The 18543-nt window shown below is 46.8% G+C and carries 18 protein-coding genes and 2 pseudogenes; 11 read left to right on the top strand and 9 right to left on the bottom strand.

Features of this window, described 5'->3' with window-relative positions:
- The first annotated feature begins 186 nt into the window (after positions 1 to 186).
- From U2F10_RS02455 to U2F10_RS02435, 5 genes are all read left to right on the top strand, one after another.
- Positions 187 to 405, top strand: coding sequence for a DUF4089 domain-containing protein (locus U2F10_RS02455; RefSeq protein WP_163666654.1), 219 nt, complete (start codon positions 187 to 189; stop codon positions 403 to 405).
- Complete coding sequence (locus U2F10_RS02450) at positions 402 to 1805, top strand: AtzE family amidohydrolase (protein WP_499059107.1); 1404 nt, start codon at positions 402 to 404, stop codon at positions 1803 to 1805. The genes U2F10_RS02455 and U2F10_RS02450 overlap by 4 nt, the downstream gene beginning before the upstream one ends.
- Positions 1806 to 1835: 30 nt before the next feature.
- Positions 1836 to 2441, top strand: coding sequence for a heme-binding protein (locus U2F10_RS02445; RefSeq protein WP_163666657.1), 606 nt, complete (start codon positions 1836 to 1838; stop codon positions 2439 to 2441).
- Between the two features lie 166 nt (positions 2442 to 2607).
- Positions 2608 to 3873 carry a M20 family metallo-hydrolase gene (locus U2F10_RS02440; RefSeq protein ID WP_499870511.1) on the top strand — a complete coding sequence of 422 codons (1266 nt, stop codon included), beginning with the start codon at positions 2608 to 2610 and terminating at the stop codon, positions 3871 to 3873.
- Positions 3874 to 3901: 28 nt separating this feature from the next.
- Positions 3902 to 4759 carry a sugar phosphate isomerase/epimerase family protein gene (locus U2F10_RS02435; protein ID WP_499870509.1) on the top strand — a complete coding sequence of 286 codons (858 nt, stop codon included), beginning with the start codon at positions 3902 to 3904 and terminating at the stop codon, positions 4757 to 4759.
- Between the two features lie 241 nt (positions 4760 to 5000).
- Here U2F10_RS02435 and U2F10_RS02430 read toward each other — a convergent pair whose 3' ends face one another.
- The gene (locus tag U2F10_RS02430) at positions 5001 to 5483 is read right to left on the bottom strand and encodes a DEP domain-containing protein (RefSeq protein WP_163666664.1); all 483 of its coding nucleotides are present in this window, start codon (positions 5481 to 5483) and stop codon (positions 5001 to 5003) included.
- Between the two features lie 143 nt (positions 5484 to 5626).
- Here U2F10_RS02430 and U2F10_RS02425 point away from each other — a divergent pair, with 143 nt between their 5' ends.
- On the top strand, positions 5627 to 5749 hold the full coding sequence (locus U2F10_RS02425) for a hypothetical protein (protein ID WP_499870507.1): 123 nt from the start codon (positions 5627 to 5629) through the stop codon (positions 5747 to 5749).
- A gap of 141 nt (positions 5750 to 5890) precedes the next feature.
- Positions 5891 to 6142 (top strand): annotated as a pseudogene (locus U2F10_RS02420) (glutamine synthetase); the annotation flags it as partial.
- On the opposite strand, the gene U2F10_RS02415 reads toward U2F10_RS02420, so the two are convergent.
- Positions 6139 to 6363 carry a hypothetical protein gene (locus tag U2F10_RS02415; protein WP_499870505.1) on the bottom strand — a complete coding sequence of 75 codons (225 nt, stop codon included), beginning with the start codon at positions 6361 to 6363 and terminating at the stop codon, positions 6139 to 6141. The pseudogene U2F10_RS02420 and the gene U2F10_RS02415 sit on opposite strands and share 4 nt — an antisense overlap.
- Positions 6364 to 6393: 30 nt before the next feature.
- Between U2F10_RS02415 and U2F10_RS02410 the strand changes: the two genes are divergently transcribed.
- Complete coding sequence (locus tag U2F10_RS02410) at positions 6394 to 6897, top strand: anthrone oxygenase family protein (RefSeq protein WP_499870503.1); 504 nt, start codon at positions 6394 to 6396, stop codon at positions 6895 to 6897.
- A 5-nt stretch (positions 6898 to 6902) separates the two neighbouring features.
- Here the strand turns inward: U2F10_RS02410 and U2F10_RS02405 are convergent, their stop codons facing one another.
- Entirely contained in the window at positions 6903 to 7616 is a 714-nt protein-coding gene (locus U2F10_RS02405; RefSeq protein ID WP_499870501.1) for a type 1 glutamine amidotransferase, read from the bottom strand.
- A gap of 296 nt (positions 7617 to 7912) precedes the next feature.
- Between U2F10_RS02405 and U2F10_RS02400 the strand changes: the two are divergent.
- Both U2F10_RS02400 and U2F10_RS02395 read left to right on the top strand, forming a co-directional pair.
- Positions 7913 to 8162, top strand: a pseudogene (locus U2F10_RS02400) (type III glutamate--ammonia ligase); the annotation flags it as partial.
- 8 nt (positions 8163 to 8170) lie between these two features.
- Positions 8171 to 8284 carry an iron-containing alcohol dehydrogenase gene (locus U2F10_RS02395; protein ID WP_499870499.1) on the top strand — a complete coding sequence of 38 codons (114 nt, stop codon included), beginning with the start codon at positions 8171 to 8173 and terminating at the stop codon, positions 8282 to 8284.
- A gap of 116 nt (positions 8285 to 8400) precedes the next feature.
- Here the strand turns inward: U2F10_RS02395 and U2F10_RS02390 are convergent, their stop codons facing one another.
- Positions 8401 to 9420 carry a glycosyltransferase gene (locus U2F10_RS02390; RefSeq protein ID WP_499870497.1) on the bottom strand — a complete coding sequence of 340 codons (1020 nt, stop codon included), beginning with the start codon at positions 9418 to 9420 and terminating at the stop codon, positions 8401 to 8403.
- Between the two features lie 362 nt (positions 9421 to 9782).
- Between U2F10_RS02390 and U2F10_RS02385 the strand changes: the two genes are divergently transcribed.
- Entirely contained in the window at positions 9783 to 10160 is a 378-nt protein-coding gene (locus tag U2F10_RS02385; RefSeq protein ID WP_163666672.1) for a hypothetical protein, read from the top strand.
- 916 nt (positions 10161 to 11076) lie between these two features.
- On the opposite strand, the gene U2F10_RS02380 is transcribed toward U2F10_RS02385, so the two are convergent.
- The 5 genes from U2F10_RS02380 to U2F10_RS02360 form a co-directional block, all read right to left on the bottom strand.
- The gene (locus tag U2F10_RS02380) at positions 11077 to 11490 is read right to left on the bottom strand and encodes a response regulator (RefSeq protein ID WP_163659268.1); all 414 of its coding nucleotides are present in this window, start codon (positions 11488 to 11490) and stop codon (positions 11077 to 11079) included.
- A 2-nt stretch (positions 11491 to 11492) separates the two neighbouring features.
- A complete protein-coding gene (locus U2F10_RS02375; RefSeq protein ID WP_499870495.1) occupies positions 11493 to 14030 on the bottom strand; it encodes a hybrid sensor histidine kinase/response regulator in 2538 nt (845 codons plus the stop codon).
- 65 nt (positions 14031 to 14095) lie between these two features.
- Positions 14096 to 15454, bottom strand: coding sequence for a methyl-accepting chemotaxis protein (locus U2F10_RS02370; RefSeq protein WP_499870493.1), 1359 nt, complete (start codon positions 15452 to 15454; stop codon positions 14096 to 14098).
- A 74-nt stretch (positions 15455 to 15528) separates the two neighbouring features.
- Positions 15529 to 16629, bottom strand: coding sequence for a chemotaxis protein CheW (locus tag U2F10_RS02365; RefSeq protein WP_499870491.1), 1101 nt, complete (start codon positions 16627 to 16629; stop codon positions 15529 to 15531).
- Between the two features lie 21 nt (positions 16630 to 16650).
- On the bottom strand, positions 16651 to 17898 hold the full coding sequence (locus tag U2F10_RS02360; RefSeq protein ID WP_250565898.1) for a response regulator: 1248 nt from the start codon (positions 17896 to 17898) through the stop codon (positions 16651 to 16653).
- Between the last annotated feature and the right edge of the window lie 645 nt (positions 17899 to 18543).

The following is an 18543-nucleotide window of genomic DNA, read 5'->3' as shown; positions in this document are numbered from 1 at the left end:
ATCGATTAACAATTCAAAAGTCTCTTTTCCTTGAGAGACCTTTCTATAGAAAGGTCTCTCAAGGATTAGTCTGATTGTGGATAAAACGTATGAGAAAGCATTGGTTCCGTATCATGGAACATTCATAAGAGTTGCCATGTATAATTTAAGAGATAATAGGTGACATATGATTTTTGTTCAGCCCCCATGGCCACACCCTCTCCAGAAGCAACCGATCAATTCAACAGTCCTTTTGATGCAGCCACCTACGTGCGACAATCAGCACAGCTGTTAAATTTAGCTATTCCGCCAGAACAGATGGCTAGTGTGGTCGAAAACTTTGAGCGTGTTCAGGCCATTGCGCAGCCCGTCTTAGACTTTTCATTACCTGATAATCTTGAGTCTGCGCCAAGGTTTGAACCATGACCCCATCAGCAATCACATCAACCGCCGCAGAAATTACTGCCCATTTCCAACGGGGAGTAATCACAGCCCAAGATGTGGTAACAGCTACCCTGGAGCGTATTCAAACCCAGAATGAACGCTTGAATTGTTTTACGACAGTCCTAGCATCGTCAGCATTAGAGGCTGCCGCTACACTGGATCGTAAACAGGCAGCAGGAGAACCGGTAGGTCCCTTAGCCGGTGTTCCCTTTGCGGTTAAAAATCTCTTTGACATTGCTGGCACTGTTACCTTAGCTGGTTCCAAAATTAATCAGGCCAATTTACCAGCCACCCAGGATGCAACCGCTGTTGCTCGCCTCAAAGCGGCGGGGGCAATTCTGGTGGGAGCACTCAATATGGATGAGTATGCCTATGGATTTGTCACGGTCAACGAGCACTATGGTGCCACCCCAAATCCCCATGACTTGACGCGCATCTCGGGCGGGTCATCGGGTGGATCTGCTGCTGCTGTCGCTGCCGGTTTAGTGCCGTTAACCCTAGGGTCTGACACGAATGGTTCCATTCGGGTGCCTGCGGCTTTATGTGGTGTATATGGCCTGAAGCCCACCTATGGTCGGTTATCGCGGGCAGGGGCTTTTTTGTTCTCTAGCAGTCTCGATCATATTGGCCCGTTTGGCCGTTCTGTTGCAGATGTTGCCAATGCCTTTCAAATATTGCAAGGCCCAGATGCACGAGACCCTATTTGTACAGATCGTCCGGGAATTATCCCTGATTTGTCAGGCGATATGGCTGGAATGCGGGTTGCGATCGCAACCGATCACTTTGCCAAAGGCATGGCCCCCACCGTTGCCCAGGCCTTAGACAAGGTCGTCACGGCCCTCAATGTCACCCGTACTGTGACGATCCCAGAAGCCGCACGAGCCAGAGCTGCAGCCTATTTGATTACCGCCAGCGAAGGGAGTCAGCTGCATTTATCTCGCTTACAAACTCAGCCACAAGACTTTGATTCAGCGACGTGCGATCGCTTTTTAGCAGGGGCATTAATCCCCAGTAGCTGGTATATTCAAGCCCAACGTTTTCGGCGCTGGTATCAAGACCAGGTCCGTGAACTATTCAAAACCGTGGACCTGATTGTAGCACCAACAACACCCTGCCCAGCTCCTCTCATTGAGCAAACCACCATGGAGCTAGACGGTGAGACGGTCTTGGTACGCCCCCATCTAGGATTTTATACTCAGCCTTTATCATTTATTGGTTTACCAGTCCTTTCCGTTCCCGTTCACCTACCTGGAGAGTTACCCGTGGGTGTGCAGCTGATTGCCCGTCCCTATGATGAGCAGTCTCTCTTTACCGCAGCGGTGGCCCTGGAACAGGCTGGCATCACTCAAGCTCCCCTGGCGATGACATCTGCGCTAGAGTAGGTCTTTAATTCAGTTATTAGCCCCAATATTATGAAACCAAGTCAGGGACTGCTAATTGTTGGGATAATCGTTGGCTTAGGAGCGCTGTTTGTCTGGGGCTATCGGGCCGCATCTGCGCCTTTGCCAGAGGGGTTTCCACCCCCTACGGCGAAGGGTGAGATTGAAATTAAGCAGTATCCGGCCTACCGAGCGGCGACGGTGCAGGTGCGGGGCGACTTAGGTAAGGCGGCATCTCGTGGGTTTTCGCCGTTATTTCGTCACATTAGCGACAATGATATTTCGATGACAGCTCCGGTGGAGACGCGGTATCCGACGGCGACGCTACAGACAGGCACTATTTCAGACGGAGATGCGGCAGTTTCGTTTTTGTATCGCAGTTTGGATGTGGTACCGAAAGAGGTGGCGCAGAATGTGCGGGTGGAGGATATATTGCCGATGACGGTGGTAAGTATTGGATTGCGGGGTGGTTATGGCTATGGGGTGTATACGCGGGGTGTACAGCAGTTACAGGATTGGCTGACGGCGCATCCGGAGTATGAGGTGGTGGGGCCGCCGCGACGGTTTTTCTATGATGGACCGTTTATTCCAGATGGGTTAAAGCGGAGTGATATTCAGATTCCGGTAGAGCGGAATTAGAGAGCTGGCTTTAGGCAATGAGGTAACTGAAGATTTTCAGAAACCAGATTAGCAGTTTACGGTTGTTATTCCAGATCCCCTTCAATAAGTTGAATAACCATAATTCTTCGATAAGATTTAGGCAAATTTAGTAATGTTGATCATTCGTCAGGACTAAGCTTATACAATGGTTTCTCAGCTCTCTTCTCTTACAAGTTCATTCTCCCTCGCTGATTTACGTATCAACAAGGAGCGTCTTCTCCAACGCTTAGATCAGCTAGCTCAAATTGGTGCGATCTCAGATGGCGGTGTCTGTCGTCTTGCTCTCACCGACGAAGACAAAGCTGGTCGAGACCTGGTTGTTAGCTGGATGAGAGAGCTAGGACTGACCATCACCATTGACCAGATCGGCAACGTTGTCGCCACCCGTGCCGGTCTAGAAGCTGGCCCTCCAGTGATGACCGGCTCCCACATCGATACGGTGGCAACGGGGGGCCGTTACGATGGCAATTTTGGGGTACTGGCTGGGTTAGAAATCATCGCCACCCTGAATGAAAACAACATTCTAACCCGTCATCCTATCGCAGTGGCCTTTTTTACCAATGAAGAAGGAGCCCGATTTCAGCCCGATATGATGGGTAGCTGGGTATTTAGCGGTGGCTTCCCGGTAGAAAACGCTCTGACCTCAGTGGGAGTTGACGGTACTACCGTTGGCGAAAATTTAGAACGGATTGGCTATGTCGGAACAGTGCCCTGCGGTAGTCAACCGGTAAAAGCATTTGTGGAATTGCACATCGAACAGGGGCCAGTACTGGAATTAGAAGGTTTCCAGATTGGTGCAGTGACTGGCGTTCAGGGGATGTCGTGGAAAGAGTACACCGTGAAGGGTGTGTCGAACCATGCCGGTACTACGCCGATGCATTTGCGCCATGATGCAGGCTATGGGGCAAGTGCGATCGCAATCGCTGCCCGCAATCTTGCCCTGGACATGGGGGGTAATCAAGTGGCTACTGTCGGTTCCATGCAAGTAAAACCTGGCTTGATCAATGTAATTGCCCAAGAAGCTAGCCTCACCGTTGATTTGCGCAACACCGATGAAACCTGTTTAAAAGACGCTGAAGCCCGAATGAATACTAAAATCGCTGCCATCGCCAAGGCAGAGGGGCTGAAAATTACCAGTCGTTCTTTAGCTCGCTTTGAACCCGTTGTCTTTGACGCTGGCATAATTGACCTAGTAACAAAAACAGCTGAGGGATTAGGACTATCGGTCAAATCCATGCCCAGTGGAGCCGGTCATGATGCCGGGTTAATTGCGCCCATGGCTCCTACAGCTATGGTTTTTGTTCCTAGCGCCCATGGCATTAGCCATAATGTAAAAGAATACACAGCTCCTAAAGATTTAGAGAATGGGGCAAATGTGTTATTGCAAGTGTTGTTACAGCTGGCGATATAAATATCTCTTTTTTTAACACAAGACTGTTGTGAAACTTCTCATCTTACGCTCATGGTGGACCGGGCCAACTGACCTAGACCTACTGGTGCAACAAACCCTCAACGACGGCTTTGACGGTATCGAAGGACCTATTCCACAAGACAAGCAGCAACAACAACAACTTCGGCAGCTGCTTCAGGATAATGATTTGGTTTTTATCGCAGAAGCTACCACGGGGAGCGATTCGAACGACCCCAAAGACTGGTGGATAACTCGCCCCGACCGCAGCATCGACGATCATCTGGGTGACTTGAAATGGGTGATTGACCATGCCCAGGATATGGGAGCGCTGTTTGTCTCCACCATGTGTGGTTATGATGCCTGGTCCTGGCAGCAAAATGTAGACTTTTTTGGACGTGCCCTGGAATTAGAGCACACTTCTGGCTGTATCGTCAGTTTTGAAACCCATCGCAGTCGTTCACTGTACAATCCTTGGACGACTCGCGACCTGTTAAAAGAATATCCTTCAATGAAGCTCACCTGTGACTTTAGCCACTGGTGTGTTGTTTGTGAACGCCTGATTGATACAGAATGGTCTATTTTGGAACTGTGTGCTGAACGGGCGCAGCATATCCAGTGTCGGGTTGGTTATCCTCAACATGCCCAGGTTTCTGATCCTCGCGCACCAGAATACCAAGAAGCGCTTACGGCCCATGAACGATGGTGGAGTTTAATCTGGGAGAAACAACGGATAAGAGGTATGGCACAAACGACAATGATGCCAGAGTTTCTCTACGACGGTTACATGCAGACCTTACCGTATACGAACATGCCCGTTGCCGATGTGTGGGAAATCACCTGTTGGATGGCACAACGACAACGACAGCGGTTTGCAAATTGGCAGTGATAAGCACCTATTAAAGACTAACACTCAATTCATTTTGAGACCAACCAGGAGCATTTTCTGTTTCAACACGAGGAAATTCAACTGGCTCTATCGTTAATATTTTTGCTAAGGCAGAGGCATCCCCATCCGGTGAAATTAAGGACCATCAGGTGATGGCCCAATTGCAGTGATTGCTCAAAAACAGGGAAACTAGGGTGGTCATGGTGCAGCCGCTAGGGGTGTGCTTCCTTAAGCATCAGTATTACTCATCTGCATAAAAGCGATAAAACAAATAGTCGTTCTTGAAGTCTTGCTCATCGACAACGTGATGAATAATGCCGCGCTTTAACAAGCGCTGTCCTACACGTACAGCTTCATCGAGAGTCAGACCCAAGTTACCCATTAACCATTGGACAGCTTCAGACCCAACAAAACACTTTCGATACGTCGTGAGGTTATGCCGACGGTCTTTAATACTAACTCCAGCCGCACTTCGCATCTGAATAACGAGTTGTTTTAAATCTTCTGACGTTGCGTAGGCGGCCAACTTAAGTTGCCCATCAACATAAGTGACATCCCCAGCCAAAATCCATTGAACTAATGTCTGGTAATCATATTGAGGATATTGTTTATGCCATGCTGAGACTAATGCTTCAGCTTCACTATAGCGAATGTTGAGATTCAAGTATGCCACAGCAACAACTTCAACTTTCCTATCTATCACCATGTGATCAGGCCTCGTCATAATTGGAAATCTATAAAAATTAATCTAGTGACAGTTTCTGAGACTGAAAACTGTTGCCCCCCGATTACAAACATGTCGCCAGCGGCTGAGTGCCATCTGACCAAAAACTGAATTTTTCATAAGACTTTTCTGAGAGTAGCTGAGTGACTTGGGTGATGCCGATCAGGGGAGTGGGCCATGGTTTGGTGGAAGCTTTAGAGGTTGAGACGGCGGGTGGTGCGATCGCATTTCCATGCGTTACACATTTCCCGCGTTACATCGGGTAGACTCAGCCTCGAACGCTAATACCACTCATCGGGGTAGATGCCTGTTTCAAATTCTCCATGAAACAGGGGACTTAAACGACTCACCAACTGCCCAACAAAATCAGATGAAAGTGGATTCTCTGGAAGCCGTTTTCCCCCTATGGTCTGAGAGTTTCTGCACCGGGACGGTTTGAATATCGGGCAGTGGATTCGATGGTGAATCCTTATCTGAAGAAGCTACCCATGTGTTTGGGGGAGGCCTTAGAACGGCTTGCCGATGATGAGGTCATTAAGTCGGCATTACCCGGTGAAATGTATCGTCTCTTTGACGAATACAAACGAGATGAGTGGATACGCTTCCTGGCTACCACCAGTGATTGGGATGTAGAAAACTATCTTTACTGCCTACCTTAAGAGTGGGTTCGTAAACTAATATGCTGTCCATCCAAGGGATGCTGTCCATCCGCCGCAAGATTGTGATAGTCCCGCAAGAAATAGACAGCCCCACCTCGGCAGTTTACATAAGCTGAAACTGTCGAGGAAATTTCTGGGAGTGGCGCGATCGCACAATCCATCATCAATCTTCTATTCTGTTGCGATCTCATATCCCTCTGTAGTTTCCAAAATATTGCCATAGTTACTCCTCAAATTAGGAAACTTAACCCATGTCAACCACAGCTAGCTTTCAAATCATCTTACTCCTGGCAACATTGTTATGTTCTCTCGTGGCAGGCTTCCTTTTTGCGTTTGCCTCAGTCGTTATGCCAGGAATCAAAACGTTAAATGACCGGGAGTTTATCCGAGCTTTTCAAGTGATCGACGGAGTTATCCAAAATAACCAGCCGATATTTGTCGCCACCTGGGTTGGTTCAATCGTAGCGTTGTTGGTCGCTGCCGGATTGGGTATTGGGCAACTGGATGGCATGCAGCGTATGCTGTTGCTTGTGACTCCGCTGCTCTATATCCTTGGCGTCCAATTACCCACATTCACAATTAACGTCCCGCTAAATAACAAACTCCAAATGCTACAGATCGATGCCATGGAGGGAACGGCGCTCAGAACCGCCCGTCTGCACTTTGAACCTCGTTGGAATCAATGGAACGTAAGCCGAACCCTATTAGCGAGTCTGACTTCAATCTTGTTGATGGTTATCCTCTTTCAACTTTGAACCCTTCACCATTTGGAAACAGCATCAGGAAACAGTGTAAGCCAATGGCAAGCAACCTGTTCTGCAAAGGTGGCGGCATTGTCAGTATGGATAGTTATCTGTTTCTGTATTTGCTGGTCTAGATTGGGATAGTGGGTATCAATCCAGTCACTTTTCGCCGTTAGCCAATCCACAATAATCTCTGGGGTAACTTCCAGGTGAAACTGAAACCCATAGATATTGGTGCCGATGCGATAGGCCTGATGCTTACAAATATCGTTGGTCATTAACAATGTTGCTGGCCCTGGCAGATCAAATGTGTCGAAGTGCCACTGCATAATGTGCAGATTGACAGGGCAATTTTTTAGCCAGGGCTCTGTGACGGCATCTGTCACCACCGCCAACGGAGAAAATCCCAATTCTGGTGTACTGTGGGGATATACCTGAGAACCAAAGGCTCGGGCAATTAACTGAGACCCCAGACACACCCCCATGATGGGCTTGTTCTCAGCGTGAAATTGATGAATCAGAGTAACCACCTGCTGTAAATGAGGATACTTGTCATCCTCATGGGCATTCATATGTCCCCCCAGGATAATTAGCCCTGAAAACGCTCCTTCAGGTAAGTTGGGTTGCTGTTCTGGGAACCAGGTGGTCAGTTCAGTACCCCGATAGATTAAATGGTCTCCTAAAATGCCAACGGGATCTCGAACACTGTTTTGAATAACTAGAATTTTCATTGAGATCGCAATCTTCAACCTATAGTTTGATGCCAACAGGCGGTTAGCTAAAAGCCATGCTAGCGATATTACCCATATCAAACTGTCCTCAAGTTGACTAAATGAATAGTCACTATTGTTACATTTGTTATGACAAGCGACAGCTATTTATCAAGGCTGAACTCTTGTAATCGCTATGATTCATAGGTCAAGCAGCTTGATTAAGTGTGATGCTTCATCAGATGGTAGCCACAGCTACAAAAGCTGCCTATTCCTGCTGTTTTACTGAGGGAGCATAGCCTATGGATCCTCAGATTATGGTAGGAACGCTGACGCAAACGCAAACACTGATCGAAAAAGCAAAAGAGCTGGGCATTAAATTTTTTCTGGTTTCATATACTGACCTGTTGGGCGGTACCCGGGCAAAGCTGGTGCCAGCTACCCAGATCGCTTCCGTAGAAAAGTGTGATTGCCGATGAGAAGGATGTTGCAGAACGTCCTTGCTACGACCAGATCAATCTTATGCGCCAGTTTGATCTGATTTCTACGTTGGTGAACTACATGGAATAGCTGGGTTGGAAGCCTATCACCACCATCAAGCTGACGGCATTGTGGCGGTGGGTGGCGGTGCACCCATGGATGTGGCCAAGGCCATTGCCCTGGTTGGTATTTTGCCCCTACGGTGTTAACTAATGTTACCCATGGGATGACGGTCATGGGTTCGGCTCTACACTTTCCACCCTGGGCATCGCTAACTTTCTACAACCCTGTGGCTGGCATTTGAAAAGGTATAGAAAATGACTGGTTAGAGATTTAGACGACGGGTGATGCGATCGCCATAATTCCTTAACCTAGCCTGCCCATATTGCACCTGACGTCGCCAGTCAGAACAGCTACACCAGGCCTGGTAAGCTGGTATCGCCACCTCATTCAAAAACTGTTGCCATCGCTGAGTAATCACTTCTGGAGTATAGTGAATGGAGCGGATTTGTCCTTTTTTGACAATCCTTGCCCGCAGTAAGCTATCTTGTCGCAGTCTATCTAAACAAGACAACAGTTCTGCCATAGAGTTAGCTTCTAAATAGTTCACACCAGCAGTACCCACCGTTTGGTAGGCCAGCTCTCGACCCACTATGGCTGGAACGCCCGCTAACCAGGCATTATAAAGTTTAGTGGCAGGCTTACGACGATAGCCAGGACGCTTCAGATTAAACTGACGCACCGCCACAATCGCATCAATGTTTCGATAATCATTCCAGCGAGTATCCACGGCTTGATGGCTATCCCATACATTAGTATTAATTACAGGTAGCCAGTTCAGGCCGCGCTGCTGTAGCTGTTTCTCCCACTCTGGTTCCATGAGCTCAGCAGCTAAACTGTTGCGATGTCCTAAAAATGCAATAGTTTCAAACCGATTTTTTCGCTCTGCCAAACGAGGCTGTAGTCCAGGTTGCGGCCAATGGGGTATGAAATAACAACCTAACCATCCAACTGCCTCACAAGAATTTTGCACCAGATGGAATTGGGCCTGAGCGCATAACGTTGCCTCTGCCTTCAAACAAATAAGCAACCGATGGGCACCGGGGCGAATATTGCCCCCCCGAGTGGCATTGGCATGAAAGAAAACAATTCCATTCTCAGGCAGTTGATCAGTTAGCCGACAGGCAACCCCTGCTTCCCGTAGCTTGAGATACGTCTGTACAGTCCAGGCGTAAATCCCTAACCCAAACCCCGACCAGTTCTCAGCACTTGAGGCGGGTAACTGAGCAGGCCAAAATGTCGTCGGAATGTAAAAGCAAATATCAACAGACGCAGAATTCTTCAAACTTCCCCAGGAATTTGCAAATGGTTACAATAATTTTATCAGTTAGCCCACCGTGGGCTCAAAGTCGCACGGCTAATCCCATCAAAATCCACTATAGGCGTAAGACTTCTCGAAGAGTAGGGGTTGAGTGATCGGTAAAAGGTCTATATCCAGAGCCCCACAGTCAAGTTGTCGCTTCAGCAGACAGCCCTTGATTAGCGCTGGGTTTTGAACCCAGCGTGGGTTATTGTCCCATCACCAACATGAGTGAAAGATCTAAGATAAATGAAACACCTGAGCCTTGTTCGGGAATCTTAGGGTCAGCTCAAGCATGGCCAGCTTGTACAACATCAACATTATTGTTACTAAGGTTGTTGGTTAAAATGAATAACGTCAAAGAGTCTATTCAAAGCTCACTATCTGTCGATGGTGCGATCGGAGCTGCTATTGGAGATTGGTCTACAGGGTTTTCCCTAGGTCAGGTTAGTAAAGATGAAGGTGCATTCTCCTCAATGCAGCTAGAGCAAGCAATTGCCCTCAACTCTGAAGTGATTAAGGCTAAAAACAGAGCCCGTGAGGGTCTAGGAATCACATCACCCATCGAAGATATTCTCATCAGCTTGAAGAATCAGTATCACTTAATTCGCATTTGTGAAGCCCTTGAAGGTGTCTTCTTTTACATGGTAATGGATCGAGAAAAAGCAAATTTAGGTCTAGCTCGTATTAAGCTACGCCAGATTGAGCAAGCCCTACAAGTTTAGTAATCAAAGCTAGGTAGCAAAATAAATTACATTAGGTTGCTCCTAACTCCCATAGCGTCAGATAGCTTTCCATTAGTTTATGTCCAGAACGGCTGTCAATCGTTCTGGATTTTTGCTGTTGCTGATCTAGGGAATGCATCGATCTAACAGACTTGTCCGAAGCCAGCATTTTTCAGATTAACCCCTCCCTAAGTCAGAGAGAGTGGCTAAACCTCTTAATATTCAATGGTTTCAAATAGTCGCTAAGGGTTCTCCTTGGTAAGGCTACGGTGTACACACAAGTGCTCGTCAATAGCATTTACGATTGCCTCACCCCCTCTAACTCCCCCTAAAGCCCTCCGGGCATGGGCTAAAGCCTAAGGTAAGGGGGAGGACTGGAGCTTCCCCTTACCTTAGTAAGGCAGGGTCGTTTCGTGTTCACCAGAGAAAATCTGTAAGGCTTATGACTTCGTTCACACTGAATCGAGAGATGATCGGAGGGAGCCAAAACCGGTTGCTTGGGGTCCCTCCGAGTTCCCCAAACCCCCATGGTTAGGGCCGGGAGGCCGCCCTAAGACCCAGCCTACTAGGTTGTCCTCAATGGCATTAACTTAAGGGTTACGGCGGGGTCGATTAATCAGGTTATCGCATTGTTGTTTGGCCCACCTTCATGTAGAGCATGCCTTTCCTCAAATAAGCTTTCAATGTCTTCAGATTTACTGTCCAGACAATGAAACAGCCTTGCCTTAGTAAGGGGGGATTGAGGGGGGTAATGCAGGAGTCTGATCTCTCTGCCGAGATGTGTGTACATTGTATTGCACATTGCCACAACAACAGCCCTCTGGAAGAGAACTTAGACTAGAATCGCCTGGTCCCCTGATTCTTCCCAACAGAAGAACCAGGGGACCAGGCTGAAACTAAACACCCAGAGCCAAGATTACACTCTCTTACTTGCTAAGACTTTGATTTTAGTAATCAACGAATTTTTAAGTCTTTCATAGTCTGTGGCTGATCCGGAAGTGGGCTTTGGAAAAAAGTCTAGTGCTCCTGCCTGCATTAAGTTATAGATATTGTCTACATCGCCTGGGTGTACAGTATTACTTACCACCAGAATCGGTCGAGGAAATTCAGACATGACTTTTTTCGTAAACTCTAGACCATCCATTTTGGGCATCTGTAGGTCGGTACAGATAACATCTGGCATTGTTTGAGCAATTACTTTCAAGCCATCAGAGCCATCTTGAGCGGTACCAACAACATCTACCTCAGGTGATGAATCGATTAACCGCTGTAGAATTTGTAAGGCAATGGCAGAATCTTCAACTAAAACAACTTTAATGGGGTTAGCCATGGTTAAATTAAACTCCTAAGAGTAGTGAGAAGTAGACTTTGGTCAAAATCACCTTTGGTGATGTAGGCATTGGCTCCAGCGTCAGCACCACGCTGTTTATCTTCATCTTTAGCCAATGTTGTAACTAAGATAATGGGCAATTTTTCATATTGTGCCTCCTGACGAATACGGGTCGTTAATTCCAGGCCACTGAGATTGGGCATTTCCACATCAGACACCACAGCATCATAGGAATCTCCTGTTTGTAGTTTATTGAAGCCATCAAGACCATCGACCGCTGTTGTTACCTGATAACCCGCCCCTTCGAGAATCCGTCTTACCTGGGTACGAATCGGAATCGAGTCTTCCACTAGCAGGACTTTCGGTTTAACCGCTATAGGCTCCCAATCAGTAACCTTAGCGCCGATTTCCTCACCTCTGGAAGATTTAATCAGGTCCTGGGGGCTGAGTACCATACAGACTTCCCCTGATCCCAAAATAGTTGCGCCAGAAATATTGCGTACTTGTTTAAGGAGTTTGCTATGGGGCTTCAACACAATATCCTGTTGATCGATTAGGTTATCAACAAATATGCCTAATTGGCTAGGTCCAACTTTAAGGACAACACAGGGGACTGATGGGTTAACGCTATTCAGCTGAGGTTGGGTAGCCACTGATACAGGCAATCCCAACAGATCTGTCAACCAGGCAACAGACAATGGATTCTCTCGAAATGTAATTGCCGGATTGCCATCAAGGGTGAAGATATCCTGGGGGATAACCCGCATCATGTTTTCAATAGATTCAACAGGAATGGCATAGGATGCCTGGTTAGCTTCAACAATCAAGGCCGATTCTGTGGCTAAACTGGTGTTGATGGTGAATCGAAATGTACAGCCTTGACCAGGGGTGGAATCCACTTGAATAGTTCCCTTCAGGCGCTCCACATTAACCCGTACAACATCTAATCCCACACCCCGACCAGAAATTTCAGTGACAACCGTTCGAGTGGAAAATCCAGGCGTGAAGATCAAGTATTGAAGTTCCTCATCGCCCATCTTGTCCAACTGGGCTTCGGTATAGAGTCCCCGGCGCAGAGCTGTACGTTTAATGCTTTCTAAACTAAGACCACGACCATCATCAATGACTTCAATTTCAAGGCGATTATTTCGCTGTCGAGCCTTGATGCAAATTGTAGCCATAGAAACCTTATCCATGGCAATGCGCTCGCTTGGAGCCTCAATTCCATGGTCAATGGCATTACGGATAAGATGGCTCAACGGTGCCTTCATCTCTTCTAAGATCCGTTTATCTGCCTGAATATCTTCTCCCTCAATGACTAAATTAATGCTCTTTCTCTGCTGTCTTGCCAAATCCCTGACCATACGGGGGAAAAGGTTAAACATACTGGACAATGGCACCTGGCGCAGTTTGAGAATCCCTGATTCTAAATCATTAGAGAGGGTCTCTAACTGGGCAGAGTCTTCATAGGAGGTATTTCTGAGCTGCTTTAAGAGATCGCCTAGTTGATCTAGACGCTCGTCTGTGGTTTGTTGTAAGGCCTGTATCGAATCTAGGGCTTGGTCTGTTGATTGTGCATTCTCCAGACTATTCAACGTTAATTTTTGCTTTAAACTATCACGAACCCAGTTCTCCCAGAACAGAAGCACTTGATCAATGTCATCCATCCGACGAGTAATCCGTCGTTTGGTCACAGCTAACTCACTGGCTTGGGTCATTAAGGTATCAAGCCTAGTAGCTTCAACCCGAATAGTGTCAATGTGATAGCCCTCATGTGACATCTTCTCAGACTGGGATGGCTGCTGAGTGCTTTCTTGGGGGTCGTCTGGAGTTAGCGATCTGGAGATAGGGGGGGCGTCAGCACCTATGGCTAAGGCCGTCTCCTCTTCTAAGGCCGTCTCCTCTTCTAAGGCTGTCTCCTCTTCTATGGTTGGCGGAGGGGGAATAACAACACTGGTTTCGTCTGGAGTAGGTCGTTTGAGGACAGGGTGCTCAAGATTAACGCCCATGCCTAAGGTCGTCTCTTCCTCTTCTATGACAGGAGGCGTGATCACGGCAACAGAGTCGTTATAGTCAGGCTGTGGGGGCGCATTGGTGGGCATCCATTCCAGCATGGCCCGCTCCTCAGCAGCAGGGGCAATGGTGATTGGCTCAGAGGCTTCTCCAGCATTGATCAGCTGAGCCATCACATGAAACACACTGACATTTGACGCTTCCCCCGTAAAGGCCTCATGGGCAATTTTGCGGATGGCGTCTAACCCCTGATAGAGACAATCACAGAAGGCAGGCGTGACATCTCGTTCCCCTTTTTCGACACCACTTAAGAGTTCCTCTAATTGATGTGTTAAAGTTTCCGCTTCCTGGACGCCTAACATGCGGGAGTCTCCCTTTAACGAGTGGGCAGCCCGCAATAGATTTTTTAGATTATTTAGATCATCTGGATTTTTTTCTAAATGTAGAAACCCAGCTTCTAAGTTGTCTAAATGGTCTTTACTTGCGTCTCGATAGAGCGTTCGCAGTTCGTCATCTTCGATAAACATGATATTTCTTGATGGATGGGGTAGATGGGGTGAGATGATTAATCTCTCTACCCCACAACAGAAGGTTAGATTGCGACCTGTAGTTCTTTGGCAATCGTTTTCAGTGTTTCGGTGGAGTCTTGTACTTTACTCACTGCACTAACGGTCTCTTTTGCTCCCAAGTTAATGGTGTTCATCGCAGAGACAGCCTGCTGTACACCAACCGCCTGCCGTTTTGCAGTTTGGGCGATCTGTTGAGAGTTGTTATAGACTTCATTAATCGCTTCTGCAATCTGATTAAAGACATTGGCGGTATCTTTTGCGGTTTCAATACCTGCTTTTGCTGTTTTCGTCCCTTCGTCTGTCACCATTACCGTGCTGTTAATGGAGGACTGAATCGCTTCTACCAGGGTACCAATCTTACTGGCTGAGTCACGACTTTGGTCAGCCAGCTTTCGAATTTCACCCGCAACCACCGCGAAACCCTTTCCTTGTTCACCGGCTCGGGCTGCCTCTACCGCTGCGTTTAGGGCTAACATGTTCGTTTGGTCTGCCACGTCCGCCACCAGGTTTGAAATGATCGAAATCTGGTCGGTTTGTTCACTCAGCTGCATAATCTGATCTGCGATCGCACCCACCTTAGACTGTAGCTCCTCAATCTCCTGCACCGTGTTTTCCACCGCCTGGCTTCCAGTTTCCGATAGGGTCAGGGCTTCACGGGCACCGTCAGCAGAGGTATCCGCCTTTTGAGCCGCCTGGAGTGACGCCGCACCCAGGTCCTCAATGGTAGAGGTGGTTTGGGTTACCGATGAGGTCTGTTCTGTGACAGCCTGTTCCTGCGCTTCAACCGTTGCTGCAATATCTGAAGACCTGTCAGCCACTGATGAAATCGAGGTTTGCAGTAGTTTCGCTGTCCGCAAAACAAGCCAGAAAATAAAGCCCAGTACCGCAATGTCAAAGATAAAAAACGCCAATTGCGTGTTACCTACTTCTTTAATGTGCGCCACCGTAATGTTCTCCGCTGCCTGTACAGCTTTATTAGTGTCTTCAAAGAAGGTTTCACTGTCTTTAATCAACTGAGTCTTTTGACTGGGATCTCTACGATATTCAATAACACCTGCCTTTAATACCTCCCAGTTGGCATCAACCTTTTCCATAGCAGCGACAAACGTCTTATCCTTCTGCTTATGCAGCTTCAGCTCTTCAGAACCGTTGAGCAGACCATCAATATGAGTATCGATTGTGGCGATTAGCTCATCATTGGGTTGGCCATGGGTTTCCAGTTTAACAAGTCTTTGGCTAGCTCCGCGAACAATACCTGCTTTGTTTACCATAGAACCATCAAACTCACCCTCCTGAGTTCGAGTATTTTCAAAAATGGTTACACCTGCGGTCAAAACAGCCAGTCCGATAATACTGTATTTGAGCTGTGCAGTAATTCTCATGGGATCGCTCCTAAGTTAGATTGCAAATAAATTGGTCAAGAACATTGATAGTGATCGTTAGCATCCGGGGCTTGCTAGGCTGCTTGATCAACAATTAACCCCCCATCCGAAAAGAGCTTAGGGAGGTCAAGAATACTCAAGTTTTTCTCACGGTAGCGTGTGGCCCCTTGGAAAAATGCTTGAGAATGCTGAGGTAACGCTGCAGGCATAGAAGCAACGTCTGATGGGGGAATATAGATCACATCCAGCACTTGATCAACCGTTATACCAGCAGCAATATCATCAACCTCAATCACAACAGCCTTAGGCACTTCGTCCATTGCCTGAGAGATATTCAACGCCCCTCGAATATCAATTAAGGTCATCACTTCTCCGCGCAAATTAATGTTGCCCATAATGTGGGGAGGGCAACAGGGAATGGCCCTGACATTGCGCACATTAATAAATTCCCGTACCCGTTGCAGGTCTAGGCCAAAGTATTCCTCCTCTAATCTGAATACGGCCAAAGGCAACAACTTATTAATATCAGCCCCAGCGTTTTCTAGGGAATGGACGAGGGCATCTGCCCTCTGGCGAAAAATCTGCCGTTCCTCTGACGAAATATTCGGACAATACAGTGAGAAAAAGTTGGTGATAACAGGCATCTGTTGGGCTTCAAATACCTGCTCATTTGGATAAGCCGTCGTACCGTCAGACTCGACATCATCCAGGTTAGACTCTAAGGCTATGGTCTCTACTGCATCCGTTTGGCGAATTAATGTCTCTGGGTTCAACAATGTGATCAGACTATCATTGACCTTAGCAATACCTGCAGCAAATGACGTATGGGCATGCTCCCTCAACTCATAGGTGGGGACCGCTTCAATGATAGATGGCGACAAAGACTGAACATCATAAACCTGGTTGACCACCATACCAACCTGCAAACCTTGCCACTCAATAACAATAATACTGTCACTAAGCTGACAAAGGGGACTGCCCTGCCCTAAGCGCTTCGCAAGATGCATAATCGGCAGAATTTTGCCTCGAAAATTCAGAATACCAATAATATCGCCTGGTGCATCAGCAATTGGTGTTAATTCGGGAAGTCTCAAAATCTCTCGAACTTGAGAGGTTTCAATGCCATACTGCAAATCATCAAGTTCAAAGAATAAGTAGGATTGGTTGTCCATCATAGTTATTTAACGATAAAAGTGTTATGACATCACCGTAATGGGAGCATACTTTGTCAAAACCTCCAACAGTTTTGGACGATCAACTGGTTTGGTTAAATAATGGGTTGAGCCAACAATTTGCCCTCTGATTTTATTAAACATTCCATCTTTAGCAGTGAGCATCACAATTGGCAGATCCCGAAATCGACCAATGCTGCGTACGGTTCGACACAGTTCTAGGCCATCGATGTCAGGCATCGTTACATCCAGCAGCATTAGTTCGATTTTTTCCTTATTTAATAAGCTAAGAGCATCCATGGCATTGCTCGCCAGTAGCACATTATATTGCTCGCCAATAGCCCGTTTAATCATGGTTTGTACCACTAAGCTGTCATCAACACTGAGAATCGTAGGCCGATTCTCAGCGACTGCGTTAGCGGTAGGAATGGCGGGACTATGTGTACTCTTTTCTAAAGAATTAACATTAACTTTCTGCGACTCATTCGTTGTCGGAGGTTGATTAATAACTGTTTTCTGAGGCTTTTGAAGCGCAGCCAGATACTTCTCTTGTTCAAACGTAATCCAGTCCATTTGAACAAGTTTGCGATACTTATGGGCAAGTTCCAGGGGATCTAGATTGATGTGGTGGGCAATATCATACAGCGTGCGCTGACCATCTATCCATTGGGGTACATGTTGCTTGGCCCAATCATCGGTGATCGTTTGGCGACTATGGTTAAGCTGATAAGGAATGGCATTGGCTGCTGGAATTACATCCGCTAGGGACGCCCATACCTGTTGTCGCTGCATGAACTCCAGTTCAAGCTGATCCCACGTAAATCCATGACCATCGTCTCCATAGGTAAGATCCACGGCAACAGACCTATTTAATACGATCTTGCCAGCGTAGGGAAAGATTTGTTCTAGGGTTAAGATGACTTGCTTGCGCATATATCTTTCGATATCGTCCCAGGCAAATAACTTAAGTCGAATAAAAAGTTCTAGATATTTACGTATAGAGGTCTGATCATCAATTCTTTTCTGGGCAAGCTGTAAAGCCGTTGCCATGATTTCTAAATCGAACTGTTGCCCCAGCGCTTTGGAAAAGTTCGTTGGATCAGGTAGTGAGAACCCACAATACGTAAGTTCTCCATTATGCAACACTAAAACAGTAGGATGTTTCTTCTGGAGAACATTTGGCAGTAGCTCTACATAGGCAACTCCACTAAAATTACTATGTTGCAATTCTAAGATTGAATCGCCTAGCTGTTTAGGTTTAAAGTGAAGCATCAATCCTCTCCTATGGAAAATTTGGAAGATTCTAAAATCTTTTTATGGCGTAGCCATTGCCATGATCTGCAATCAGAGTCTCTACGTACGTGAATCTACGATAACTATCAATGCGGCCAGTTAAAAATCGCACGGTCCAAGTAAGCAATGGGTTCTCATTAGCTATCAGACATTGGGGTTTCTTTTCCGGTTTTGGACATTTGGCGAGCGTTCAAATTTCGGTTCGAGGAGTTAAGCCGAGGAGACTGGACCCACCCCCAAAGCTTTTAGGAGATGGGGGCGAATCCCAAAAAACAAACGTGTTGTTCACGGTTTATAAAGGGTGAAGCGCAGGACTTAATCAGCGTCAAACTAACGCATTAATTTTCTCTCGCCTAGGATCTAGAAGAGGATAAAAATGATCTTCTGTTGTCAACAAACTGATGAACATATCGACCATTTTGGCAGTGATTTATATGATAAAGCATTCGAACAAGCGATCAATTTAGCTTGATATTAATTATTAGTTAACAACAAGATTAAGATGAAAATGTTTAATCTCATTGTTGATTTGATATGGTTAAAGTGCCCACTAAATTAAAAGATGAACATGGAAAGTAGGTGTGATAATTTAACCTAAAAAAAACTTAACCAAGGGAGTGTACA

Origin of the sequence: Leptothoe sp. EHU-05/26/07-4, from assembly GCF_043421015.1 — a bacterium.
Taxonomy (GTDB): domain Bacteria; phylum Cyanobacteriota; class Cyanobacteriia; order Phormidesmidales; family Phormidesmidaceae; genus Leptothoe; species Leptothoe turfae.
This window is presented reverse-complemented; position numbering and strand designations above follow the sequence as displayed.